The organism is Stieleria magnilauensis, assembly GCA_007753675.1.
Lineage (GTDB): Bacteria > Planctomycetota > Planctomycetia > Pirellulales > Pirellulaceae > Stieleria > Stieleria magnilauensis.
Map to the genome: position 1 here is coordinate 961,478 of CP036432.1, position 26,113 is coordinate 987,590.

Consider the following 26,113-nt stretch of genomic DNA (forward strand, 5'->3'; position numbering starts at 1 on the left):
GGAACAGGGTATAATTCGGGTCCGGAACCGTTGTCATTCTTAGAATGTCTGGGGGCAGACCCGCCACTGGCACTCGCCAGATCAACGCCCGCTAAACCGCAGCCCACTGAAGCCCAGCCCACTGAAGCCCAGCCTACTAAAGCCCAGCCCACCGAACCCGAGCCCCCCATGCGGATATTGGATTTCGTCAAACCCAAGGAACTGTCGCGCGTCGCGCGATTGCAAATCCTGGCGCGGGAGATTGTCGAAGGCTACTGCAGTGGACGACACCGTTCACCCCACAAAGGGTTCAGTGTCGAATTTAAGGAGCACCGACAATATGTCCAAGGCGACGAGCTGAAGAATATCGATTGGAAGGTCTTCGGCAAGAGCGATCGTTTGTACATCCGCCAGTACGAAGAAGAAACCAACCTAAGGTGCCACTTATTGGTCGACCAGAGCGGTTCGATGGCCTACAAGGGGACTCGCAGCGTCGACGGTTTGACCAAGCACGAATACGCCACCCGCCTCGCCGCCGCATTCGCCTACTTCATGTTGGGCCAGCAAGACCCCGTCGCGCTGGTGACGTTTGACAACGATCTGCGGCAACAGGTCCCGCTGCGAAGCCGCCCCTCTCACCTGCAACCGATCCTGTCGGCATTGGTGGCGGACCAATCACGACGCGACACGGACCTGGGCGGCGTGTTTCGCAAGATCGTTCCCAAAGTCGGACGGCGCGGATTGATCGTGATCATTTCCGATTCGATGGGCGACGCCGAATCGATTTCACGATCCCTGGCTCAGTTTCGAGCCAACAAACACGAGATCATCTTCTTTCAAATCTTAGACCCTGACGAAGTGGAGTTTCCGTTTTCGGGACGCATTCAGTTCCGTGATTTGGAACATGCCCTCGACGAACAGACTGTTGATGCCGCGTCGATCCGAGATGCCTATCAGGACCGGCTGGCCCAACACAACGAAGCCTTACGCGAAGCCAGTCGACGGAGCCGCGTCGATCTGATTCCGATCACTACGGACCAACCCTTTGTCGACGTCTTGCATGAGTATGTCGCGGCGAGGAGACGCGCGGTCCGATGAGTCTTCTCAACGCAGCGTTGGCGTTTGGCGCGTTCGCCTTCACGATCCCGCTGATCATCCATCTGTTCTTTCGCAGCCGGTTCAAAACCGTGGACTGGGGCGCGATGTACTTGCTCGAAAGCGTCGTGCGTGTCAATCGCCGTCGCATGCAGGTGACCAATCTGCTGTTGTTGTTGCTGCGTTGTGCGATCCCGGTGCTGTTGGCGTTCTGTCTGGCTCGGCCCGTTTGGACGGGGCTTCGCGCACTCGCCGGCGATGCTCCGAAAACACTGGTCATCGCGATCGATGATTCGCGCAGCATGTCCTTGACGCCGCCGGGCGAACCGTCGCGGATCGAAGTCGCCAAACAAGAACTTCGAACCGTGCTGGCGGATCTGACGCGACGCGATGAAGTGATGTTGGTCCGCGGATCGCGGTTGGGCGCTGTACCGTCCAAGATGGGTGTTTCCGATGCGTTGGCCGGCTTGCGAAAAATCGATGCCCAAGGTAACGCCGTGTCGATCGGTCAACTGGTCGATGCGGCCATCGCCGCCGCCGACGAAGGCTCGCATCCCAGACGCCAGATCCTGGTCGTGTCCGATTTTCAAGCCGGCGCGGTCGATACCGCAACTCTGGAAGCCGCCCGGCGCATCGCCGAAACGAACAAGATCGAAGCGGAATCCGATCGCGGCAATCGACTTGTCATCGACATGTTGGACGTGGGCACTCACTGGGACGACCTGGCCAACGTTTCGGTCGATGCGGTGACCATCGATTCGCCCGTGATCGTCAGCGAACGTTCGGGAGTCTACACGGCGACACTACGCAATGCGTCTGATCTGCCCGCCAACGATTTGCGATTGATCTGGTCGATCGACGGAAAACCGTTGGAACCGCGAGTGGTTTCGATCGACGCGAAATCAACATCGACCAATCGGCTGACCCATACCATCGATCAGGCTGGGATCCATGAAGTCGCTGCGACGATCGATCGTGGTGACGTACTGGTCGACGACAATACGCGCAGTGTGGCCGTTGAGGTGATCAATGAGGTCAACGTGTTGTTGGTCGACGGACGGCCCGGCAATGAACCGCTCAGCGGACAAGCCGACTTTTTGGCCATCGCGCTGAGTCCCTTTGCCTTCGGCGGTGATGACCGTCCCGATCCGGTCCGCGCCGCCGTCGTAACGCCGAGACGGTTGGAATCCGCACTCGATGAAAATCCGACTCGCGTCATCGTGCTTTGCGGCGTCGGACAACTTTCCGATTCGGCCAAGCAACGGGTGGCGACCTTTGTCGATCAAGGCGGGGCGCTGGTCGTGTTCGACGGACCGAGTTTGCGTCCAGAGCTTTACAACCAGGTTTGGCGAAACCAGGACGCCGTGCTGTCATTCCCCGCGTCGCTCGGCGACGTCGTCGGAAACCCCGAGGTTGACAGCGGTGCCGCCGAAGAAACGTTTGCCATCGATCAGCCGACGTCCCTGTACCAACCCTGGAAGATCCTGGCCCGCGGAAGCGACAACCCGATGTCGGCCGTCAACTTGTCGGCCTACCGTGCATTCACGATCGACGACGCGGACGAAAACGCTTCGACCGATCGGATTGTGTTGCTGCGAACCACCGGTGGAGCGCCGCTGGCGGTGATGGATGCCGTCGGCGATGGGACGGTCGTGCAGTTTGCGATCTCGGGAAATGCCGCCTGGACCAACCTGCCGCTGCGGCCCGTTTTCCTACCGCTGATTCAACAACTGGTATTGGATCTGGCCGGCAAACGGAGCGACGCCATGATTCAAGTGGGGCAACCGATCGTGATCAGCCCGAATGATTGGCCTGTTCCCAAGACGGAATGGGGCGCCGAAACCCGTGCCCGTTTCGCCGCACGCACGCCGCGAGGACAATTTGAACTCGAGACGCCTGACGCGGGCGAACCCGTGCGTCTGACGGCGACTTATTCCCCCGGCGTTTACACGATTCAAAAACGGTTGACCGACCTTGCCGATCCGGAAAAATCTGAAACCATGGAAACCCTGCGGATCGCGACGGTCGACGCGTCCGAGTCGATGTTGGTCGATGTCAGCCAAGAACGTCAACAAACGTTGGCGAACATTCTGAACGCACAGGTGTTCGAAAACGCCGTGTTGCTTCAAGACGCCGACCGTTCGCGTTCCTTCGGACGTGAAATCTGGCGGGTGCTTTTGGTGGCGCTGTTGATCGCGTTGGTCGCCGAGTTGTGGCTGCAGCAAAACCTGGTCGCCCGACGGAAAATCACGGGAGGCACTTCGTGATGGTTTCTCCCTTCGCATCGATCCGCTTCGCCGGCGATTTGCCGGCTTGGTTCGTCGGAATCCTTGCGCTGTTGGCGGTCACCGGTGTCGTCGTGCTCTATGCGCGAGAATCACGCTCGATTCGAACACCGTATCAGTACTTGCTGCCGGCGCTACGCGGCACCGCCGTCGCACTGGTCGTGTTCATCTTGGCCGGACCGGTTTGGCACCGTCGACAGGTGATCGGAACCCTCGGGCGGGTCGTGTTCGCGGTCGATACCTCGCGCAGCATGTCGCTGACCGACAGCCAATCGGAGACCACGGCGGACAATCGTTTGCAACGCGCGACGGCATCGCTGCTTGGCAACGCGACTGAGCCGGGTTGGCTGGAGCAGATCCAGAAGACTCATGCGATCGATGTCATCGCCTTCAGCAGCTCCGATCCCGTCTCGATCTGGTCCTCCGATGACCAGACGGAACTGCCGACGGCCTTGGACTGGGCAGCCGACGGCCCGGCGACCAACCTGTCACGTCCGCTTCAATCGATCCTTTCGACGATCAACTTAGACGCCGCAGCCGGTAAATCTTCAGCCGATGATTCCTCAGCCGGTGACACCGCCGCTCTGTCGTCCGACGGCTCGATTGATTCGGTCCGCCGTGCCGCGATCGTGTTGATGACCGACGGCCGCGACACCGAGACGGTAAAACGATTGGAACGGTCACCACCCTCGGTCGCCAAACAGCTTGCCAGCGGCGGAACGACGGTCAACACGCTGGGGTTCGGTTCGGTGGACGAACCGCCCGATGTCGGAATTGTCGAAGTCATCCGGCCGGAAACCGTCGCCGCCGAAGGCAAGTTGGCCGGTCAAGTGATTGTCAAGCAGTTCGGCCGACAAGGCGAACCGGTTTTGGTGCGGATTGAATCAGACGGAGAAACCGTTTGGCAAAAGTCGATCAGCATTTCGAACACCGGGCAACAGGCCGTGCCGTTTGAAATCGACGTTGGCCAGATCGTTCAATCGCTCCGTTCACGATCGCCGCGCGGCATCAATCGAACCAACGAAGTTTTGCGTCTGGTCGCGACCGTCGAATCCGGCGGTCCCGATTACTCGGCGGACAATAACTTGTCGCACTTCCGTGTGGCGGCGTCGACGCGTAATCGTCGGCTGTTGATCGTCGACGGATCCAGCCGCTGGGAAACGCGGTACTTGAAAAACCTGTTCGTCCGCGACCCCGCGTGGCAGGCCGACGTGGTCTTGTTCGGCCCCGGGACGTCCAGTCCCAAACTTCAACGTGGTAGCGCTCCGGGGCAATTTCCCGCGACCGCAGAGGAGATGGCGCAGTACGATGCCGTTTTGTTGGGTGAAATCGATTCTTCGCAATTCACGACCGGCGACCGAGGTCTGCTGTCCCGCTTCGTCGCCAGCGGCGGTGGTCTGGTGATTATCGACGGTCGGTTCGGAAAACTCCGCGCGTTGGCCGCGACCGAATTCGGGGAATTGATGCCGGTTCGATATCGAGGAAGCTCCACCTTGCCGCCGCCCAGCCGATTGCAGGCGACACCGGCCGGGCTGGAGCAACCCGCGCTCGGCTTGATCGATCAAACCGACCAATTGGATTCGTTTTGGCGTTCCCTGCCGGCTCCCAAGTGGAGTGCGGATGTCGAATTGAGCGAAGGGGCGGAGGCTTGGGGCGAAGCGGTATCGGACAACGGCACCCGCACACCGTGGCTGGCCACGCGAATGTACGGGGCCGGACGCGTGTTCTATTTCGCCTCCGATCAAACCTGGCGCTGGCGCTACAAAGTTGCCGATCGATTTCACGCCCGGTTTTGGAACCAGTTGGTCGTCGCGGCGATGGAACCGCCGTTTTCCGCCAGTGACCAGTACGTTTCCATCGGCACCGACAAGGTCGAATACCGGGGCGGGGAATCGGTCGCAGTCCGCGCACGCTTACGTGACGTGCGTGGCAATCCCGTCGCGGATGCTACCGTCGATGCGCTCGTCATGCGCGACGGCAACAAGATCGCCACGGTGCCATTGAGTGTCGACAACCCCAACCGCGGCACCTATGTCGGCCAGGTGCCGCCGTTACCCGGCGGTGAGTATTCGATCCGAATTCGCGCCAGCGGGTTTGATGAATCCGCGCTGCTGGCATCGACGCCGATTTGGGTCACCGAAGACGATCACGCCGAAATGCAGCGGATGAGTCTGGATGAAGACGCGTTGCGTCAGATCGCGTCGGCCGGCGACGGAACGTACATCCATGAATCCGACGCCGAACGGATGCTGGAATTACTCAAACCGCTCTCCAGCGGCACCGTCATCGAAACCGACACGGTGCTTTGGCAATCGTATCTGTGGTTTTGGTTGATCATCGCGTTGCTGACCATCGAATGGTGGTGTCGCAAACGAGCCGGATTGGTCTAACGGACAGGAAACAGAAATGGCAACAGTACGCGAACACTCGAGAGCCCGAACGGGTCTGGATCCGATCACCACGCGGACGCTGGCCGCGTTCCGTCGACGGCGCGGAATGTTGCTGGCCGCCCGCGCGATCGGCGTCGGACTGCTGGTGTTCATCTCGCTGGCGTTATTGCTGGCGACTTTGGATTACCTGTTCTTTTTCAGCGACGCCGTGCGCTGGACACTCAGCATCGGGATCTACGTGGCAACCGCAGCGGCGATGTGGCTGACGGGGTTGTCGTCGTTCGCCGCCCGCGACGAGCTGGAAATTGCCCGTCACGTCGAAAGTGTCGCGCCGAACTTGCGCGAAAACCTGGTCGCCGCCGTCGAATTGGCCGATCCCGATTCCGCCAACGGATCAGCTTATTTTCGACGCCTGTTGCAAAGTCGCGTGGCCCGCCGGATCGCGAAAGTTGATGTGGGCCAGGTGCTGCCGTTGCGTTTGGTTCGCCGCTGGGTGCTCAGTGGATCCACGGTCGCGCTGTTTTGCATCGCGTTGATGTTTATCCCCTCGGCACAATTCGGCCGTCGCTTCGCCCGCGCCGCACTTCCCGGGTTCGCCATCGAACGAGCGTCTCGGACGAAAGTCACCATCCTGGAACCGTCTCCGATGTCGGGCTACGTCGCCGAACGGGACGCGGTGGGCGTGATCGTGCGCGTCGACGGGGCCGAAGCGGACGATGTGATGCTGCACTGGCGCAGTGCCGACGGGACCTCCGGCGAGTCACTGATGACGCCGCGGATGGACGCGTCCGCGTTTCGGCCCGGTGACTCATCCGACGCGACGACCGCCTCTAGCGGTCCAGATGCATCCGATAGTGTTGCGAGCGACGACGCACCCGGCGGACGATTTGCGGCCAATTTGTCCGTCGGTTCGGTGCCGATCCAATATCGCATCACGGCCGGTGACGCGATCACACTTTGGCACGAACTGACGCCTTTGCCCCGACCACGCGTCGTTCGCTATGAAAAACGCTATCGCTTGCCGACCTACGCCCGACTCGATGATCGCACCGCCGATGAAGAACACGGGGACTTGAAAGCGCTACAGGGTACGACGGCTGAGGTGACGGTGACGTTTGACCAACCCGTCGAAAACCCCGTCGTCCGATTCGGTGTCCGCGGCGCTCGCAGCGAGATGGAACCCGTCGACGAATCCTCGACCAAGTTTCTGACTCGGATTTCCATCAAAACTTCCGGTCAATATCAAGTCGATGCGACCAGCGTCCGCAGCGGACTGGATAACCCGTTCAGCCCGACCAACATGATCACCCCGGTCTTGGACACGCCCCCAATTGTCCGTTGGTCCAATGAAACCAAACCCAGCCAAATGGTGTCGTCCTTAGACGTCGTCGAGATGGCTGCTTATGCCGCCGACGATCTGCCGCTGGAACGTGTCATCCAAGAAGTCCGTGTCAACGAACGGCGATTCGAATCGTATGCGTTACCGATCGAAGCGGAAAATCGAAAATTGGATCTCAATTGGTCCTGGGACATGATGCACCGCTTGGGCGAAAACTCGCGAACACCACAGCTTTCCGCGGGTGATCTTGTTCGAACACGACTCGTCGCCATCGACCGCCGCGGGGCACGAACCGAATCGACGCTGATCGAGTTTCTGATCGCCGGGGATGGCTTTGACGCCGATCGCCACCAGTTTCTGCAACCGTTCGCCCAGCAAGTCGACCGCATCATGAAGTGGTCCCAGCAATCCAAGCAGCTCGCGGAGGATCTGCAGGATATCGGCAACTCAGGAGACTTCGAAGGCTTGGAAGAGATCGACACCAAGTGGAAACCGTTGCAGCAGGAATCGGTCGCGTTGGTCAAGAGTCTGTCTGAAACGCTGACTGCGACTCAAAATACCGCTAGCGCGTCGATGACCGAATTGGTCGGCAGAGCCATCATCGACGTCGAGACACGGCTGGATGGCCAGATCAAACAGATGCAATGGCTTTCCGAAAACCAGGCAGACGTGTGGAGCAAGGAGCACGAAAAGAATCGCCAAGCCGTCGGCCGCGAGGCAAACCAGACGGCCTACCAATGCGACCGGTTGGGTGAGTTTGCCCAGGCACGGTTCGCGCTCGCCCTGTCTGCGTCTCTGTATTCCGACGTCAGCATGCTGCGTGAGAGCGTCAACCGCTTGGTCGACGAAATGCCCCGGCAGCGTCTACCCCGCTACCTGACCCTGGTGGCTGGTCAATTGGCTGAAATCGATCGGCTGATCGCACAATACGAGTCGCTGTTATCCCCACAACATTCGCAACATCTTTCCGGTGAATCCTGGATGCGTTGGTCCCAGCGTTGGAACCTGCAAATTGAAACCCTGCTGGAAGACCAGGCGCGTCGCGATCAAGTCTACGCCGTGTTGAAATCATTACGCGATGAAGTCAAGGACAAACCCCAACACGTGGTCTATTCCGCGACCCACGATACCGTGTTGCGTTGGGGGCGTGACCTTCGCAAAGAAATGGGTTATCTGTCGGACCTGACGCGACGTTTGTTCGACGCCGGACGAGAATGGCAAGCGGCTCAGAAAGCGACCCAAGGCGATCGCAATGCCGACGATGCGGTCAAAAACGGATTGGCGGTCCAGTGGGGACAACTCAAATGGCAGACCGAACGAAATCGGTTGATGGTGGGTGCGGCAGGCCAAGAGAAACTCAATCGCGCCAAATCCAAAGTCGATTTGAAGTATGCCGCCGATCAAAACCTGTTCGTCCGCGCGATCAAGAACGTCACCGAAAACGGTTACCAAGACTACGAAGACGAACCGGCCGATCGGGTCCTGAACTCCATCGCCGCTGCGATCAGTACGCTCCAGGCGGCCAGTGACATCGCCGCGGCGCGTGAAGACTGGCTGGCGATCCGCGAAGGCGAGAACCAAAGCGATACCGCGCCGCTGCGAAAGATCTATCATCCGATTTGGTTCAAGTTGCAAGACATCCGAATCGAATTGGGCGTCCGCTACCTGCGACAGTCGCAAGTCGACTGGGAGACGGTATTGCGGCCGATCGACGAGACACGCCACAACGATGATCACACCCAGGCCAACAATCGAATCGATCCCCGACGTTGGAACCTGGACCGCTTTGCCTCGGCCGGCAAACCGCTCGAATCGCTCGCGCGTGACCTGCAAACCGGACTGGTGGGCCTGTCAGAAAAAACGGAACAGGCGCGAGACGTGCTGCGCCGCTACGTGTTGACGCTTTCCGAACAGGCGCGCGAAGCCGCCGAAAAAGCTGAACAGGCCAAACAAGAAACCGACCAACGGCCCGATGCGAGTGAAGAATCGGCCGAGGAGGTCCAGCCGCGACAAGAAGAAGCGATCGAGAAAGCGACCGAGACCATCGGGGCACTGATCGACCAAGCCAACACGACCGACATCATCGATGACCAGCAGCGGGAAATCGCTCGTGACGCCGACGCCGCCGCGGAATTGATCGCCGAAGCGGTCCAGAAGACCAAGGACGCGCTCAAAGAAGCCGAGACGGCCCAGTCCGATCAACAACGTGACGAGGCGCTCGAATCGGCGGAACAAAAGCTCGGTGAACTCTCCGAGCGACTCGAACAAACCGCCGACCACTTCGAAAAAATCGAAAACGGTGACGACATCGCGGAGTCGCGAGAACAATTGCGTCAAGCGGAAGCACAATTGAAAGCCGCCGAAGAACTGGAGCAGCGATACGACAGCGCCAGCGAGATGGCCGATGCCGCCAAACAAGACCCACGCGAACTGTTGCGACAACTCGAAGAGGAACTGCAACGCAATGAACCGATGCAAAACGCGCTCAGCGAGATCGCCGAGAAAATCGTCGGTGAGGTCGCCGAGAACCTCAAACAGGCCGCCAAAGATGAAGACGAATTGCAACGTCGACTGGAATCCGACGACGACGCCTTCGCCGAACAAAAGCGTCAAAAACAACTGATGCTCGACGAGTTTATCGGGCGGGCAAAAACCTTGCGCGACCGGACGCTTGCCACCGCATCCAAAACGGCCGGCTGGGGCGATGATCCGAAAACACGTGAATCGATCGAACAAACTCGCCAAAAACTAAACGATTCGATCAACCAAGCCGAACAGGTCTCACGCAGCAAACCCACCCTCAGCGAACTGCAATCGGCAACGCGCCAGATGCAACAGGATGTCAAACAGGCCGCCGAAGAAACCCGGCAAGCCGCCGGGCAATTGGCCCAACAGGCGGAAAAGGATCTGCACGGTGACAAACAAAAACGCAACACCGCCGCGGAGTCGATGCAGCGCAACGAGAACCAATTGCGCAATGACGAGCTTCGCGCACTCGACCAACAGCGAAAGAAATGGGCTTCGACTGAAAAAGACGCCGGCCGACGGGTCCGCGAAAATGAACAGAAAAAGCGCAGTGCCGAAAACGCGCTCAACCGAGAGCAAGACAAGCTGAAGAAAAATCCCGACAACGACTGGCACAAGCGAGAGGTGGAGAAACAACAGGACTTGATCGCTGAGGCGTCGCGGGCGATCGAGCAGTCGCGCCAAACCAAAGACCTTGCAACCGAACGCGGCAAGGAGGCTGTCAAACGCGCCAACGAAATCAATCAAACCAAAGTCGCGCCGCTGGACAAAGCCAACCCGGCTGCACAACTGGGTGAAAAAGTGGCTAACAACGCGGCAGAACGGCTTCAGCAACTCGCTCAAGAACTCGGTCAGCTTGCCGACGATTCCGACATCGCTCCGGATCTCCGCGCCACCTCCGAGTCGGCCGAAAGCCTGGCCAAACAGCAGGGGTTGGTCCAAGACAATGTGCAAACCGCCACCGATGACCTGGCCCGCGCGTCCCGCCATGAAGCCCGTTTGGAAAACGATCGCGCGGCCGAACAACTCGCCCAGGCATCACGGCAAACCGAGCAGCTCGCTGGGCAGGCCGCCAAGCAAGCCGGCGAACAGCTGGAACAAACCGCCGACGAAAGTAACAACGCCGCCGCTGCCGCCGAGGCGCTGCACGATGCGAAGGAAAAAATCGCCGCTCAAGCCGAAGCGGTCCAGTCGATGCTCGGTCAATCCCAGACGCCCGACGGTCAGTCCAGCCAACCGCCAGGTGAATCGGGGGATTCGGACCGTCCGGCGCCGAGCCAATCGGCCAGCGCCGACGCGACCCAATCGCCCAGCCAGCAACCCAGCCAGCAACCCAGCCAGCCGTCCAGCCCAACCCCCTCGGGGACTGCATCCGAGTCCGGCCAACAACCTTCCTCGGGGCAGCAAGCCGCACAGTCCGGCCAACCTTCCAGCAGCCAACCCTCCAGCAGCCAACCCTCCGGCAACCAGCCCTCTGCCCGGCAAATGGCTCAGACACTTGATGAACTGGATCGTTCCCTCGCCGCTCAAGCATCTCAGTCTGTTCAACAGCCGTCCGACTCCCAACCGGCATCGGGCCAACCGTCCGAAGGCGACCAGGGACAGCCGGCCAGCGGACAAAGTGGTAACGAACCCGGCGGTCAACCGTCCAACGATCCCAACGTAGACGGTCGCCCCGGTTCCGGCCAGCCGCCGCAGAACGCCGTCGAAGCCTCGCCGACGCTCGCCCAGATGCTCGAAGCCCAAATGCAGCAGGCTGCCCGCGAACGATTAAAAAGTCTGCAACAGGCACAAGCCGGCGAGCAACCCGGCGAACCGTCCAACTCCGATGCCTCGTCGCCGAACCCGGTTTCCGAATCCGGCGAAGGCGACATGCCGGACGGCCCCGACGAGATCGATTTGATCCAGGGTGCGATCGCCGACGGTGATTGGGGCGACCTGCGTCGACGCGGAGTCGATGACGCCGCACAAGGCCGATCGATTCAAATTCCGCCGGGCTACTCTCGTGAGATCAAAGCCTATTTCAAAGCGCTCTCCAAACGAGCCGCGGAGTCGAAATGATGCCACGGAACCGCAAAACCGAATTCAATGTTGCGTCGGCGATTGACGTGTCGACCTCCCCTTGCTGCGATCGCCCCTTCTTTCGGACAAAGTCGGGGGAAATGGGAGCCATGATGAGACGTCTAAGAACCAGTGCCAGCGAGAAGGGTGAAGTCGTAGATTGCCCAGACGCCGGCGCGAACCGGCTGATCCCCGCCGACCATCAGCCGGCTAGCGCAAGCCGACGGGACCACGATCCATCAACGCCGTTGCCCCGTCTCCGTCGCCGCGACCTGTTCGCGCTCGCCGGCGCACTGACCGGGCTGTTGGCAACCCCGGCATGGTCCGATGAGCCACCGTCGATCGACAACCTGTACGTCGACGATGAATTGGACCAAGCCTGTGACCGCGCGATCGAGTTTCTGCTGCGCAACCAACGTTCCACCGGGGCGATCACCGACCGCGGTCACGAACTTGCGCTCACTTCGCTGGCGATCATGGCGCTGGCGGCGATCGGCACCGAACCGGCCGAGCCCACGCGACGCGGGCGCGCCATGCGTGCCGCACTCGACTTCGTGCTCAGACCGGACCACCAAAACGATTCCGGATACTTCGGTGCCTATGACGGTTCGCGGATGTATGGCCACGGGATCGTCACGTTGATGTTGACCGAAATGCTGGGCATGGGCGCGACGCCGAAACAGAACGAGCTGATTCACGAACGGCTCGAACGTGCCCTGCGATTGATCCTTTCTTCCCAAGCGGTCCGGAAAGAACGAAAACTCGAAGGCGGATGGAGGTACTCACCCCAATCGCGCGACAGTGACCTGTCCGTGTCGATCTGGCAACTGATGGCCTTGCGCTCGGCCAAGAACGACCAGATGAACGTGCCCGCCGAAGCGATCGACAAAGCCCTCGACTACCTGCGCAATTCCTTCACCGGACGACGCACCGCGACCGGGGTCGGCGAAGGCGGTTTCAGTTACACGCCGGGGCAATCACGCCCCTCGTTTACGATGACGGCAGCCGGATTGCTGGCGATGCAAGTCTGTGGACAATACGACGCTCCCGAAGTGGCCGCGGCGGCGGATTGGTTGTTCAGCCATCGCCCCAAGACCAACGAACGTTACCTGTTTTACGGACTGTATTACTACGCCCAAGGCATGCACCAGGTCGGCGGCAAGTACGCCGACGAATCCGGCCGCGTCGTCTCCTCGTTGTTGTTGCCGCGACAACGTAGCGACGGATCGTGGATGTCGCCCGGCGGCGAAGAACGCAACGTCGGTTTGGTCTACTCCACTTCGCTGGCGTTGCTTTCCCTTTCCGTGCGCTACCATTACTTGCCGATCTATCAACGATGACCGAAATCCATACTGACGGCCCCGAGTCGATCGGTGACGTCCAGCCACTCGATTTCCTGGTTGTCGCCCCACACCCCGATGATGCCGAGATCGGTATGGGCGGAACGATCGCCAAAATGATCCGCCAAGGCATGCGGGTCGGGATCTTGGATCTGACCACCGGGGAACCGACGCCGCACGGAAGCGAAACCATTCGCCGCGCCGAGACGATCCGTGCAACCGAAATCCTGAGCGTCACGTGGCGCGGCAATGCGGGGCTGGTCAACCGCGAATTGCAACACACGCTCGAAGCGAGAAAGCGGATCGCCAGCTACTTTCGGATGCTGCGTCCGCGTTGGGTGTTCGCGCCGTATTTTCATGACGCCCATCCCGATCATGTCGTTGCCACCGAGTTGATCGAAGCGGCCCGGTTTTGGGCCAAGCTCAGCAAGACCGACATGCCGGGAGAACGGTTTCATCCCGAGCGAACGTTTTATTACTTCTGCATTCACCTGCGTCTGGCCGTCCAACCCAGTTGGATCGTGGACATCAGCGACACGATGGAACAAAAACTCGAGTCAATCCGCGCCTACGAAAGCCAGTTCGTCGTCGGCCGCCCGACCGACCCGCCGACGATGCTCGACCGAATCGAAACCGACGGAGCCTACTTCGGCAACCTGATCGCCCGCCGCTACGGAGAACCCTTCGCCACCAAAGAGCCTTTGGCGCTGACATCACTGAGAGATGTGTTTTAGCTTTTAGCTTTTAGCTTTTAGCTTTTAGCTTTTAGCTTTTAGATTTTAGATTTTAGATTTTAGATTTTAGATTTTAGATTTTAGATTTTAGATTTTAGATTTTAGATTTTAGATTTTAGATTTTAGATTTTAGATTTTAGATTTTAGATTTTAGATTTTAGATTTTAGATTTTAGATTTTAGATTTTATATTTGCTGACTCTAACGTTTTCCATGTTTGTTCGCGATGAAGCCCGGAGGGCTGGCACAATGCTTGCCGGTGGCGTCAGCCACCGGAATGGAAAGACCTCGATCACGGAGGCCTGAAAGGCCGGCACAATCGGTCTCATGAACCGCGGTTCTGCTAAAAGCTGGGGAATTGTGCCGGCCCGCTGGGCCTCAAAGACTCCTTGAAATCATCTCCGGTGGCTCACGCCCAATGCCACCTACTTTGTGGTCATTCGGGTGGTATATCATCGGGCTGCTGTTTTTTTCTTCGAAGTGACTTCTGGAATTTCGTTGTCTTTTGGCGCCGCGGGTGGGCTATGCGTGGGTAGCTGCGAGGCAATTTTCGATTGGGAAGTTTGCGGCCCGCTGCGCTCACCAAAGCGCCGTGATAAGCCAGCCTCCATTCCTCCAGGGTCGTAAGCTTTTCACGTAGCAGATGATGCTTGAACGTCGTCCAAACTCCCGTGAAGCTGAGCTCGCGAGGGTCAACTCGAATCAATTTCGCTGCTTGTTTGCGTAGCTGAGCGACAAGATTATAAGCGATGATCGATCCCATTAGCTCCTTCATCACCGTGTCGACACTCTTGGCGCGAATGTTTTCTGTGTCCATCGTCACTTTGACATCGCGGATATCGAACTCCACATCGTAGCGACGAACGTACAGGGCAGCGGCCGAGTGAGCGTCCGTCTCAAGGCTCGTCACGATCTCCAGCGTGTCTCCATTTTCAAGTTCAATTTGGTGGAGAAAGACTTCGATAGACGTGTCTTTACTAAGATCGAGATTGGTTCGGCGGTCCTTCGGTGTCGGCCGCCAAATCAAGTGAAACGTCTTGTACCCGTCCCCTTGGTCGACCAACGTAGCCGACTTGCGGTACGACCTGAATCGCTGTTTGGTCAGCCGCAGCACGAAGTCTTGATGATGTAATTGGCAGTGGTGGGCGACATTAAAAATCCCAAAACCGCTATCAGCCAGAACGATCGAGCGTTTCGGGAGTCGTTCAATAATCGGCTTGGCTTGCTCAAGTTCACTTTTGTTGTCCGCTCCGTACATCGGATCGACTTGCGGCAACAACGCGCACCCGGTCTGCATTTCATTTGCGACCAGCAATCTCGCAATAGGCCAAACCGTCTCTCCGTGTTGGTTGGACGCCGGCGGGAACGCTTTCTGAAGTGCTTCGGTCGGAGGAAGCGTGATCGTCGTCCCATCGATAATGAATACACGTCGATCGAGAAAGGCTTTGGGAGCGCGGGAAGCAAGGTGATCGCAGATTCGATGGGAAAACTCTTCCACGACAGCGAGCGGAATCCTTTTTCTGGCGGCGTTGTAGGCCGAATTGTTTTCGGAAAGGCGATTCTCTTGAACCCTTCGATTGTCAGGCAAAATATCCGTATGATTTTTGAGCAAATCTGCGACGGCATCGGTTAGTGAGATGCCTCCTTCGAGCCGTTGTAAAACGAGTAGCCAGAGGGTCGGGGCCTGCGTATAGACCATCCGCGCGTTGGCACAATCGTGATCTTCAAAGACCCGTTGTAGTTTGGGTAATTCAAGAAGCTCAGCCAGCAACGCTTTGGCTTTGCCAAAGCGAGACTCTTCATCGGCACCGAGTGTCGTCGGGTCGACCATGGCGATTCCCAGTCAGAAAGGCAGTAAGTGTAAACTTACCTGCCAGGCGCAAAAATCGTGCCAAAACCGGGTTTTTGGGACCGCGCCACCCGATAGGGTCCAGAATAGGTGGCATTGGGCGTCAGCCACCGGAATGGAAAGACCTCGATCACGGAGGCCTGAAAGGCCGGCACAATCGGTCTCATGAGCTGCGGGTATTGCTAAAAGCTGGGGAACTGTGTCGGCCCGCTGGGCCTCAGAGACTCCTTGAAATCATCTCCGGTGGCTCACGCCCAATGCCACCTACTTTGTGGTCATTCGGGTGGTATATCATCGGGCTGCTGTTTTTTTCTTCGAAGTGACTTCTGGAATTTCGTTGTCTTTTGGCGCCGCGGGTGGGCTATGCGTGGGTAGCTGCGAGGCAATTTTCGATTGGGAAGTTTGCGGCCCGCTGCGCTCACCAAAGCGCCGTGATAAGCCAGCCTCCATTCCTCCAGGGTCGTAAGCTTTTCACGTAGCAGATGATGCTTGAACGTCGTCCAAACTCCCGTGAAGCTGAGCTCGCGAGGGTCAACTCGAATCAATTTCGCTGCTTGTTTGCGTAGCTGAGCGACAAGATTATAAGCGATGATCGATCCCATTAGCTCCTTCATCACCGTGTCGACACTCTTGGCGCGAATGTTTTCTGTGTCCATCGTCACTTTGACATCGCGGATATCGAACTCCACATCGTAGCGACGAACGTACAGGGCAGCGGCCGAGTGAGCGTCCGTCTCAAGGCTCGTCACGATCTCCAGCGTGTCTCCATTTTCAAGTTCAATTTGGTGGAGAAAGACTTCGATAGACGTGTCTTTACTAAGATCGAGATTGGTTCGGCGGTCCTTCGGTGTCGGCCGCCAAATCAAGTGAAACGTCTTGTACCCGTCCCCTTGGTCGACCAACGTAGCCGACTTGCGGTACGACCTGAATCGCTGTTTGGTCAGCCGCAGCACGAAGTCTTGATGATGTAATTGGCAGTGGTGGGCGACATTAAAAATCCCAAAACCGCTATCAGCCAGAACGATCGAGCGTTTCGGGAGTCGTTCAATAATCGGCTTGGCTTGCTCAAGTTCACTTTTGTTGTCCGCTCCGTACATCGGATCGACTTGCGGCAACAACGCGCACCCGGTCTGCATTTCATTTGCGACCAGCAATCTCGCAATAGGCCAAACCGTCTCTCCGTGTTGGTTGGACGCCGGCGGGAACGCTTTCTGAAGTGCTTCGGTCGGAGGAAGCGTGATCGTCGTCCCATCGATAATGAATACACGTCGATCGAGAAAGGCTTTGGGAGCGCGGGAAGCAAGGTGATCGCAGATTCGATGGGAAAACTCTTCCACGACAGCGAGCGGAATCCTTTTTCTGGCGGCGTTGTAGGCCGAATTGTTTTCGGAAAGGCGATTCTCTTGAACCCTTCGATTGTCAGGCAAAATATCCGTATGATTTTTGAGCAAATCTGCGACGGCATCGGTTAGTGAGATGCCTCCTTCGAGCCGTTGTAAAACGAGTAGCCAGAGGGTCGGGGCCTGCGTATAGACCATCCGCGCGTTGGCACAATCGTGATCTTCAAAGACCCGTTGTAGTTTGGGTAATTCAAGAAGCTCAGCCAGCAACGCTTTGGCTTTGCCAAAGCGAGACTCTTCATCGGCACCGAGTGTCGTCGGGTCGACCATGGCGATTCCCAGTCAGAAAGGCAGTAAGTGTAAACTTACCTGCCAGGCGCAAAAATCGTGCCAAAACCGGGTTTTTGGGACCGCGCCACCCGATAGGGTCCAGAATAGGTGGCATTGGGCTCACGCCACCGGCATCCACTCTGCCGGCCCTCCGGGCCTGAAGGACTTCGCCTATACGTCAAAATCCGGTACATAGCAAAACGTCAGAGTCAGGAAACCTGAAAGGGCAATTGGGATTCTATCCGATCCGACCGAGGAAGCCGTCGCGTTATCTCGCCGGTCAGTTTCCCGGTGGGTTCCTTTGCATGACGTCCATTTCGATCGCTCGATAAATGTCCGATGGAATCAGCGTGTGTAGCGGCACTTCGTGGATCGTCCCGGATGCGTGTTTCAGTCGAATCGTATTCTGGTCTACGATTTCGATGAATTCTGCCGTCAGTTGGGCGCCACTCGTGTTATCGGTCCAGACCGACGTTTGCATCGATGCACGGTTGGACGATCGAGACCTCGGAGTCACCTGCGGAAATTGCACATCGATTCTCTCCGCGGATGCCGTCGTCCCCAGCGCGCCCCACAAACCGTACGGGCTGGGCATTCCAGGCGGCGTGTAGCCAGGCTCGAGGCCCACCCCGGCCTTGGCCGAGTCTCCCGCGTCAATGTTGTCGGTGATAAAGATCACCGATCCGTCGCCGATCAAAACGTGAACGCCGTCAGCATGCAAACTGGACGCCGAAACAATCGGTTCGTCTATCCCATGTTCCGAGGTGCAGGAGGGCGAATTCGGCGGGAGGACGGTTTGGAACCCGGTGTAAACTGGCCGGCCGTCGGCCCAGCAGCTGCCCCGTCCAAACTCCCAAAATTGCTTTGTGTCAGCTTCTGCCGCGCGCAAGCATTCTGCCGGGGCTTTGCTTAAACCGCGGACGTCGCGAATGATCTCGCTCACCCCGGGATCGCGTTTTTGACTCGACACGACTTCGGAATAAAGAATCGTATTCGACAATCCGTCAAGAAAGTCGCGGAACTTCAGTGGCTGGCTGGTCATGAACGCACCGCGGTTGGCGGCGCGCCGACTCCGCGATTCATTCGCATCGGGCCGACCTTGAACCACCTTGCCTTGCAGGACCGTTCCGTCACCGTAACTGGCAACATAGTTGGCGGTCACACCCATCGCGGTGATTGGAAGCTGCAGTGAACGGATCACTTTGGTTGACTCGGCTTGATCGCCGGGATGCGCCTCGGGACATCGATAAATGTCGGGACCCTGTCCCCAAGGTTCATAGGTCGCGGGATCGAACAAGGGGATCGGTCCCATCGGCGGGAATGCCACTCCGGTCCGCTTGTTTTCATAAGGATTGGCTACTTGCTCCCAAAGTCTCTGCTGCTCACAAAACGGAAGGACACCGACCAGCGGTCCCAACAAGCCTTGGTTGCTCTTGGCCGGATCGTCGTTTCCAGTGGTTCCACCGGTACCGGCGGGAAGTTGTTTGTAGGCGGAATAGTAGTTGTGAAACGCGAGCCCGATCGTCCTGAGGTTGCTGGAACAGGCCGAAGAACGCGCTTGCACACGCTGCTTGAGAATCGTTCGCGGAACGAGCCACGCAGCCAAGGCCACACAGACGATGACGCCGAGCAGATCGGCAAGGCTGGCGGAACGGTTTTTCATGGGGTTTCCAAAGAAAGCGGGCGACAACGCAAATAAGGGTAGAAAATGACCGACATCTTTCGAAAGGACGTCGTTTGAATCAGTGGCGGAGTTGATCGTATCGGAAGTCGCCAACAGACGATTGTCATTGACCTGGATGTTGACTTGCCCACTTTCGGCAAATCCGATCGCGTCATCAAATCCCTGAATCAGGATGCCTCGTTTCTGGAAGACGAATGCGCTGGCAATTCCCATTTCTTGAACGCTCATTTGTGACGCATCGACAAACTGTGTGAGAAAAGCGCCGAACTCTTTTCTTTCTAACAGCCCGACCGCGTCGCGCAGTTGATCCAACAGTTGATCCAACAGTTGATCGCGGGCCTGCACCTTCTCCGCCACCAAGGACTGCACAATCCAATAGGCATCCTCGCCGATCAGGTCAGAAAGCGTCAGGTATTTCAGGTCTCCCTTCTCATTGACCAGAACGACGTCGCCTTTCTTCGCACAGGACACGAGCCAACCGTTCATCTTGCCCCTGTTTCCGGAGGCGGTCCAGGTTCGGATCGGTTTCTTGCGAATCGCGTCGAGTTGTTCTGCGGGGATCGGACGACGAGGTTCGGTGATCCCGTCGGCACGTTTCCTGACGTCGATCGTCACCGATTCTTTGTTCGCTCTGGTTCCCAATGCGCCCCACAGGCCGTAGGGGCTTTTGGATCCCGGCGGAGTCAATGCCCGGCTTGGCCGGTTGTCGCCGAGTCCGACGCTCGGATGGCTCGGGTCACCCGCGTCGATGGTGTTGGCCACGAAACGCACCGCGCCATCGCAAAAGAGAGTGTGTGTGCCAGGGCCGTGGTAGCTGGACGCCGACATCACCGCGGTCTGATCACCCCGCTCGGAAGTCGCCGACGGCGAACCGGGCGGCAAAATGGTTTGAAACCCGGTTGAGCGCAATAGTCCGTCACACCAGCGTGCTTCCCGCCCGGCCGGCCAAAACTGTTTGCCGCCTTGAGCCTTGATGACCAAGGAAGGATCGAACGGCAATCCGGCAACATTCTTTGCCACACGCAATCCTGCGACTTTTGACTCCGCGAGCATCAAGGTGTTGGAAAGACCGTCCAGCACGTCTCGAAACTTGTACTCCTGTTGTTTTCCGAAAACGCCGCGGTGGGTCGCTCTGGCGAGCATCGCCGAACGAGAGTCATTTGGGTTCGGCCAATCGTCGCGACCGTAGAATACTTTTTCGACTCCGTCGCCGTAATTCATCACGTAGCTGGATGCGAGTGTGTCAGTCTGTGCCTGACGATCGTCCGGACAAACCAATCTCTTCGGACGCAATGACCATGGCGTGTAGACCTGTTCGTCGAACCAAGGAACGGGGCCCATCGCAGCAAAAGTGTCGGAACCACTTCGAAGAGGATTCGAAATCATTTCCCAAAGTTTCTGCTCCTCCATGAAGGGAGCGATCGCGACGAAAGCACTCAGCCGACCGGCATTGCCGTGCTTCGGTCGATCGACACCTCCGGAATCGGTTCCACCGGAGCCGACCGGCAATTGCTTGTAGGCGGAGTGATAATTGTGAACCGCTAAACCGATTTGCTTGAGATTGTTTTCACAGCTACTGTGCCGCGACGCTCCACGTTGGCGGGCGATTCCCATCGACAACAGCGACAGCATCAAAACGCAAACCACGAACACGGCGATGACGTCGACGGAATTCCAATTGCGTTTCACTGCTTGTCCCTCAGCTAGGTGGATGATTTCATTCGGCACCAGCTTACACGCTTCAATGACGCTCGTGGGCGGCTGAAGCCTGCACACCAGCGCCGTTGGTATTTAGTCTTGAGGCAATTTCCCGTCGCTGCGATGCAGCGATCGTGGGCGGCTGGATTTTTTGACCACCCCATTTTTTGACCCTGGTCTCGTCGTGCTCACTTCTCCACAGTCCTGCTCTTGTTGCTCACCATCATATCGAGATGGTCGCTTTGACGAGGACCGTTCCGAGCTACACGTCTCGATCGAACCCCATGTCAGAAGCCGTCCGATTCGTTTATGCGATGAGACGCGTTGATTGCCCGGAGTGATGAAGTAAAAAGCCTTTCCCTTTTTTGGCTTCAATTGTTCGACTCAAAATCAAAACGCCTGCAATCACCGGATATGCTTTTTGTTATTCGAATTCGACGGCGGGTCGTTTTTCCATCGATGACGCTCTCGATCTCGGCATCACCGGCTTGCAGCGGACTTGCCGTTCGCAACAAGGCGAAGTCGGGACCAAGTTGCCCTAGCTCATAGCTCCGATCACCCACATGCAAACGCAATTCGACCTGGGCACTAAAGACAACACTCGGAGTCATCGTGTTAGTTCCTGATGATGTGGAAAAACGGTTGGCTCACTACGTCGAGACCCGAAATGGCGAAGTCGTTTGCCCGCTGGGCGTTGGGACTCAGGGTACCGTGTTCGCGATCCGGGTTCTATCCCATCCGACCGAGATGGCCGTTAAGTTGCATCGCCGTGACGTAGCCTATCGACGCGAATTGGCGGTGTTTCTTCGGCTCCAAGAGCTTGAAGTCAGCGAGGTGCGTGGGCATGAAGTGCCACAACTGATCGGCTTCGACGACGAGCTGCTGGCCATCGAGATGACGATCGTTAGCCCGCCATTTTGCCTGGACTTTGGCGGGGCCTACTTGGACCAGCCACCGGATTACACCCCCGAAGTCTGGCGGGATTGGCGGGAACAGAAAAGTGAAGACTTCGAAGACGACTGGCCGGCCGTCCTAGAAATTCTCGGAGAATTCGAGTCCTTCGGGATCTACATCGCCGACGTCAACCCGGGAAATATCCGCTTCCAAAACAATACCTAAATCCGCGGAGGCGTGACGCATGTGAGCGACGATGATCTGGTGAAGCTGCAATGAGGCCGTGTGAGGTGGATCGTGGGGAGGGCGCCTGAAGGCTGGACACCAACGTTTGCTGGATTCGTTTGTGTGATTGGTTGATGGCGCGGGGCTTGGTTGTTGTCATCGTTCTGCCCCGAATTATTTTGCCTTTTGTTCTCACCTGTTCAGCGAGGTGGTGATTGCCGATTCATTTGGCAGGATTGGTTGCGCTTTGGAGATTGGTCAAAAAATTGAGTGGTCAAAAAATGTTGTGGTGGTGGGGGGCGGTGGTTTTGGTGGGCGATCCTTTGGATCGTGGGGAGGGCGCCTGAAGGCTGGACACCAACGGTTGCTGGATCCGTTGATGGCGGCCGTCTTGGTTCTTGTCATCGTTCTGCCCCGAATTGTTCTGCCATTCGTTCTCACCTGTTCAGCGAGGTGGTGATTGACGATTCGCTTGGCAGGATTGGTTGCGCTTTGGAGATTGGTCAAAAGATTGAGTGGTCAAAAAATGTGGTTGTGGCGGTGGGTGGTGGTTTTGGGGGCGATCCTTTGGATCGTGGGGAGGGCGCCTGAAGGCTGGACACCAACGGTGGCTGGATTCGTTGATGGCGGCCATCTTGGTTCTTGTCATCGTTCTGCCCCGAATTATTTTGCCTTTTGTTCTCACCTGTTCAGCGAGGTGGTGATTGCCGATTCATTTGGCAGGATTGGTTGTGCTTTGGAGATTGGTCAAAAGATTGAGTGGTCAAAAAATGTGGTTGTGGGGGTGGGCGGTGGTTTTGGGGGGCGATCCTTTGGATCGTGTGGAGGGCGCCTGAAGGCTGGACACCAACGTTTGCTGGATGCGTTGATGGCGGCCGTCTTGGTTCTTGTCATCGTTCTGCCCCGTATTGTTCTGCCATTCGTTCTCACCTGTTCAGCGAGGTGGTGATTGCCGATTCATTTGGCAGGATTGGTTGTGCTTTGGAGATTGGTCAAAAGATTGAGTGGTCAAAAAATGTGGTTGTGGCGGTGGGTGGTGGTTTTGGGGGGCGATCCTTTGGATCGTGGGGAGGGCGCCTGAAGGCTGGACACCAACGTTTGCTGGATTCGTTGATGGCGTGCGGCTTGATTCTTGTCATCATTCTGCCCCGTATTGTTTTGCCATCTCTTCTCCGCGCCACTGGCTGACGCTGCGTGCTGGGGCCACTGGCTGACGCCGCGTGCTGGGGGCGCTGGCTGACGCGGCGTGGTGGGCGGTTGCAGACACCGTTGGGGATGTGACGACTACAATGATCCGAATGCTTTTGGGGCCGGCGGAGTTGTTGAAGCTGGCCGGCGGGTTTGTGACACTTGTGGGATGACATGCGATGCGACAATTAGGGTTGGTTTGTGGATTGGTGATTGGACTGTTGATGGGGACTTCGGTGCGAGCCGAGGTCACGATCACACCGGACGTCGTTTATGGCCACAAGTCGGGATTGGCGATGACGATGGACGTGTTCACTTCGACCGAAAACGCCAATGGGGCGGGTGTCATGTTCATGGTCAGCGGCGGTTGGTATTCCCGCTGGCAGCCGCCCGAGCAGATGCAGGGCCGGTTCAAGCCGTTGACCGACAAGGGCTTCACCGTCTTTGCCGTCCGCCATGGCAGCAGCCCCAAATTTTCGATCCCCGAAGCGGTTTCGGACGTTCGTCGTAGCGTCCGGTTCGTTCGCCTGAACGCGGATCGGTTCAAGATCGACCCGCAACGGCTCGGCGTCTTCGGCTACAGCGCCGGCGGGCATCTGTCCCTGATGTTGGGGACGGCGTCGGATGATGGCGATCCGGCGGCCAGCGACCCGGTCGAGCGGGTTTCCAATCGCGTCGCCGCGGTCGTCGCCTTTGTCGCGCCGACCGATCTGCGGATCATGGTCAAAGACGCGCCCGATCGGCTGGACGCTTACGCGAGATTTCCCGCCTTGGATCTCGATCTGAAGCTTGCCGAAGAGGATTCGCCGCTGGTTCATGTGACCCCGGACGATCCACCGACGCTGTTGATCGCCGGGGACAAGGATGATCTGGTACCGATCGAGCACAGTCGAACCATCCATGCCGCCTTTGAGAAGGCGAACGTCATGAGTCGGCTGATCGAAGTCGCCGGCGCCGGCCACGGGTTCCGCGATGAAGACGCTCGTCGGTCGACCGAATCGATGGTGGAATGGTTTCAATTGCAACTCGCTCCGTAAAACGCCAACCCGTTCAACCAACGTCACAACCAAGGGGCGGCCTTGGCGTCCAGCACTGCACGCGGTCCGCGGCCAGCGGCTACAATCAGGTGTGAAAGCATGAAGTCAACGGCCCACAGCTCCTCCCCTGGTTGCCTCCATCATGAGCGGTCCTCGTTCAAGTCCGGTTGACGCAGAACAGCGAACGGCCGAACTGGTCGGGACCCTTTGGACCATTCTGATTGTCAGTCTGGCCGTTCATCTGTTGACGTTGATTGCGGCGCGATGGCAGTTCGCGGATCTGAGCTGGCCACACGAGCCCTTTCATTCGACCGTTGAGATGGCCGGCGCGATCGTGGCCTTGGGGGTCGCATGGATGTTGCTGTCGTTGGAACGGCTGCAATCGGGCACCAGCTACAACACGTGGATCGCGTCGGCGTTGGTCGGGATGGGCGTTCTGGATGGGCTGCACGCGATGGTCTATGTGGGCACGACGTTTGTTTGGCTGCACAGTCTGGCGACGGTCACCGGCGGGCTGCTGTTTGTGATGGTCTGGTTGCCGCGTGAATGGAAACGGTGGGCGCAGTGGTGGCCTTGGGCGGTGTTGGTCGTGTCGCTCGCGGTCGGCATCGGTTCGATACTGCTGGGGGAGCGGCTGCCGAAGATGACCGAGGGCAGTCAATTCACGCCGCTGGCACAGCAAATGAACATCGGCGGCGGGCTGTTGATGTTCGCCGCGACGGTTCGGATGGTATTGACGTACCGCAGCACCGGCAACCAGGACGACCTGCTGTTCTGCCTGCACTGCGCGCTCTTTGGCGCCGCGGCGATCATGTTCCAACAATCCAAGCTTTGGGATTTGCCGTGGTGGGGATGGCACTTTTTGCGGTTGGTCGCCTACGGCGTCGCCCTCTGGTTCGTGATCAAAACGGATGATCGCACGGCGCGTGCCTTGCAACGCCGGGCGGCCGATCAAGCCCGCGTGGAGGCGTTGAAGGAGAATGCGGAGCAGCTTGAACAAACCAATGCGATGTTGCGCCGCGAGCAGTTCTTGATCAATTCATTGCTCAGCACGATTCCCGATGCCGTTTTCTTCAAGGATCGCCAAGGCCGAATTCTGCGTGCCAACCAGGCGATGGCACGTGATGCGGGATTTGAGCACCCCGATGAATTGATCGGCAAGACGGATCAACAGATCTGGTCGGGCGAGTTGCACACCGAAACCGCCATTGACGAACAGAAGATCATGGAGACGGGGGAACCCATCGTCAACAAGGAAGAAATGCCGGTGCGTGATGGAGGCCCACCGCGTTGGGTGCTGGTCACCAAGATGCCGCTGTACGATGAAGACGGACAGATCACGGGGCTCTTCGGGGTCGCCCGCGACATCACAAAGATTAAGTTGCAGGAACTGCAGCGGGAGCGGCAGGCGGAGGCATTGGCGCGGGCGAAGGAGGCACTGGAGCGGAGCAATGCCGACCTGCAACAGTTCGCCTACGTCGCGTCACATGACTTGCAAGAGCCGCTCCGCGCCGTGGCCGGGCATTGCCAACTGCTGGAAATGGCGTTGGCCGATCAAGCCGATGAGCGCGTCCAGAAGTTTCTCGGCCACGCGGTCGACGGTGCAAAACGGATGCAGCAGTTGATCAACAATTTGTTGGACTATTCCCGGGTGCAATCCCGCGGCCGAGAAATGGTCGCGGTGGACATGCACGGCGTGGTGGACGACGCCCTGAAAAACCTCGCCGTCGCGATTGAAGAGCACGACGCGGTGATCGACGTCGATGAGTTGCCCAGTATCAAGGGGGATCGGGACCAGCTGATTCAATTGTTCCAAAATCTGATCGGCAACGCGATTAAATTCTGCGGCGAGAACGCGCCGCAAATCAAGATCGCGGCCGAGCGTGAGTCGGACCTGTGGCGTTTTTCGGTCCGCGACAACGGAATCGGCCTGGAGAGCGAATATCAAGACAGGATCTTTGTCATTTTTCAACGGCTGCACGGACGAACCCGTTATCCTGGTACGGGGTTGGGACTCGCCATCGCCAAGCGAATCGTCGAGCGTCACAGTGGACGAATCTGGGTGGAGTCCGAACCGGGCTCGGGCAGCACCTTCTTTTTCACTCTATTGCCGGCATAAA

Annotated in this window: 15 protein-coding genes; 12 read left to right on the forward strand and 3 right to left on the reverse strand. The window is 58.0% G+C overall.

Features of this window, described 5'->3' with window-relative positions:
• Window positions 1-168 precede the first annotated feature (168 nt).
• From TBK1r_RS03495 to bshB1, 6 genes are all read left to right on the forward strand, one after another.
• A complete protein-coding gene (locus TBK1r_RS03495) occupies window positions 169-1,077 on the forward strand; it encodes a DUF58 domain-containing protein (protein WP_145207554.1) in 909 nt (302 codons plus the stop codon).
• Window positions 1,074-3,341, forward strand: coding sequence for a BatA domain-containing protein (locus tag TBK1r_RS03500; protein ID WP_145207555.1), 2,268 nt, complete (start codon window positions 1,074-1,076; stop codon window positions 3,339-3,341). Before TBK1r_RS03495 ends, TBK1r_RS03500 begins: the two co-directional genes overlap by 4 nt.
• Complete coding sequence (locus tag TBK1r_RS03505; RefSeq protein ID WP_419580927.1) at window positions 3,338-5,749, forward strand: hypothetical protein; 2,412 nt, start codon at window positions 3,338-3,340, stop codon at window positions 5,747-5,749. The genes TBK1r_RS03500 and TBK1r_RS03505 overlap by 4 nt, the downstream gene beginning before the upstream one ends.
• Window positions 5,750-5,765: 16 nt before the next feature.
• The gene (locus TBK1r_RS03510; protein WP_145207557.1) at window positions 5,766-11,675 is read left to right on the forward strand and encodes a hypothetical protein; all 5,910 of its coding nucleotides are present in this window, start codon (window positions 5,766-5,768) and stop codon (window positions 11,673-11,675) included.
• Between the two features lie 248 nt (window positions 11,676-11,923).
• On the forward strand, window positions 11,924-13,015 hold the full coding sequence (locus TBK1r_RS03515; RefSeq protein ID WP_145207558.1) for a prenyltransferase/squalene oxidase repeat-containing protein: 1,092 nt from the start codon (window positions 11,924-11,926) through the stop codon (window positions 13,013-13,015).
• Window positions 13,012-13,749 (forward strand): bacillithiol biosynthesis deacetylase BshB1, encoded by a 738-nt coding sequence (gene bshB1 / locus TBK1r_RS03520; RefSeq protein WP_145207559.1) that lies wholly within the window; start codon window positions 13,012-13,014, stop codon window positions 13,747-13,749. The genes TBK1r_RS03515 and bshB1 overlap by 4 nt, the downstream gene beginning before the upstream one ends.
• 435 nt (window positions 13,750-14,184) lie before the next feature.
• Here the strand turns inward: bshB1 and TBK1r_RS03525 are convergent, their stop codons facing one another.
• The 3 genes from TBK1r_RS03525 to TBK1r_RS03535 form a co-directional block, all read right to left on the reverse strand.
• Complete coding sequence (locus TBK1r_RS03525) at window positions 14,185-15,579, reverse strand: IS4 family transposase (protein ID WP_145207138.1); 1,395 nt, start codon at window positions 15,577-15,579, stop codon at window positions 14,185-14,187.
• A 293-nt stretch (window positions 15,580-15,872) separates the two neighbouring features.
• A complete protein-coding gene (locus tag TBK1r_RS03530) occupies window positions 15,873-17,267 on the reverse strand; it encodes an IS4 family transposase (RefSeq protein ID WP_145207138.1) in 1,395 nt (464 codons plus the stop codon).
• A 280-nt stretch (window positions 17,268-17,547) separates the two neighbouring features.
• A complete protein-coding gene (locus TBK1r_RS03535; protein ID WP_145207560.1) occupies window positions 17,548-20,640 on the reverse strand; it encodes a DUF1559 domain-containing protein in 3,093 nt (1,030 codons plus the stop codon).
• 621 nt (window positions 20,641-21,261) lie between these two features.
• On the opposite strand from TBK1r_RS03535, the gene TBK1r_RS03545 reads away from it, so the two are divergent.
• The 6 genes from TBK1r_RS03545 to TBK1r_RS03565 all read left to right on the forward strand — a co-directional run bounded on the left by TBK1r_RS03545 (window position 21,262) and on the right by TBK1r_RS03565 (window position 26,112).
• Window positions 21,262-21,768 (forward strand): hypothetical protein, encoded by a 507-nt coding sequence (locus tag TBK1r_RS03545; protein ID WP_145207562.1) that lies wholly within the window; start codon window positions 21,262-21,264, stop codon window positions 21,766-21,768.
• Between the two features lie 127 nt (window positions 21,769-21,895).
• Window positions 21,896-22,228: a hypothetical protein gene (locus TBK1r_RS38220; RefSeq protein ID WP_419580928.1), complete on the forward strand. Its 333-nt coding sequence runs from the start codon at window positions 21,896-21,898 to the stop codon at window positions 22,226-22,228.
• Window positions 22,229-22,717: a hypothetical protein gene (locus tag TBK1r_RS03550; RefSeq protein ID WP_145207563.1), complete on the forward strand. Its 489-nt coding sequence runs from the start codon at window positions 22,229-22,231 to the stop codon at window positions 22,715-22,717.
• Window positions 22,711-22,956, forward strand: a complete 246-nt coding sequence (locus TBK1r_RS03555) for a hypothetical protein (RefSeq protein WP_145207564.1) — start codon at window positions 22,711-22,713, stop codon at window positions 22,954-22,956. Before TBK1r_RS03550 ends, TBK1r_RS03555 begins: the two co-directional genes overlap by 7 nt.
• Window positions 22,957-23,135: 179 nt before the next feature.
• On the forward strand, window positions 23,136-23,993 hold the full coding sequence (locus TBK1r_RS03560) for an alpha/beta hydrolase (RefSeq protein ID WP_145207565.1): 858 nt from the start codon (window positions 23,136-23,138) through the stop codon (window positions 23,991-23,993).
• A gap of 142 nt (window positions 23,994-24,135) precedes the next feature.
• Window positions 24,136-26,112 carry an ATP-binding protein gene (locus tag TBK1r_RS03565; protein ID WP_145207566.1) on the forward strand — a complete coding sequence of 659 codons (1,977 nt, stop codon included), beginning with the start codon at window positions 24,136-24,138 and terminating at the stop codon, window positions 26,110-26,112.
• Window position 26,113 lies beyond the last annotated feature (1 nt).

Excerpts from the sequence above, each read along its gene's own strand:
- TBK1r_RS03495 (WP_145207554.1), top strand. The coding sequence starts at position 169 with ATGCGGATATTGGATTTCGTCAAACCCAAGGAACTGTCGCGCGTCGCG.
- TBK1r_RS03500 (WP_145207555.1), top strand. The coding sequence starts at position 1,074 with ATGAGTCTTCTCAACGCAGCGTTGGCGTTTGGCGCGTTCGCCTTCACG.
- TBK1r_RS03510 (WP_145207557.1), top strand. The coding sequence starts at position 5,766 with ATGGCAACAGTACGCGAACACTCGAGAGCCCGAACGGGTCTGGATCCG.
- bshB1 (WP_145207559.1), top strand. The coding sequence starts at position 13,012 with ATGACCGAAATCCATACTGACGGCCCCGAGTCGATCGGTGACGTCCAG.
- TBK1r_RS03525 (WP_145207138.1), bottom strand. The coding sequence starts at position 15,579 with ATGGTCGACCCGACGACACTCGGTGCCGATGAAGAGTCTCGCTTTGGC.
- TBK1r_RS03530 (WP_145207138.1), bottom strand. The coding sequence starts at position 17,267 with ATGGTCGACCCGACGACACTCGGTGCCGATGAAGAGTCTCGCTTTGGC.
- TBK1r_RS03560 (WP_145207565.1), top strand. The coding sequence starts at position 23,136 with ATGCGACAATTAGGGTTGGTTTGTGGATTGGTGATTGGACTGTTGATG.
- TBK1r_RS03565 (WP_145207566.1), top strand. The coding sequence starts at position 24,136 with ATGAGCGGTCCTCGTTCAAGTCCGGTTGACGCAGAACAGCGAACGGCC.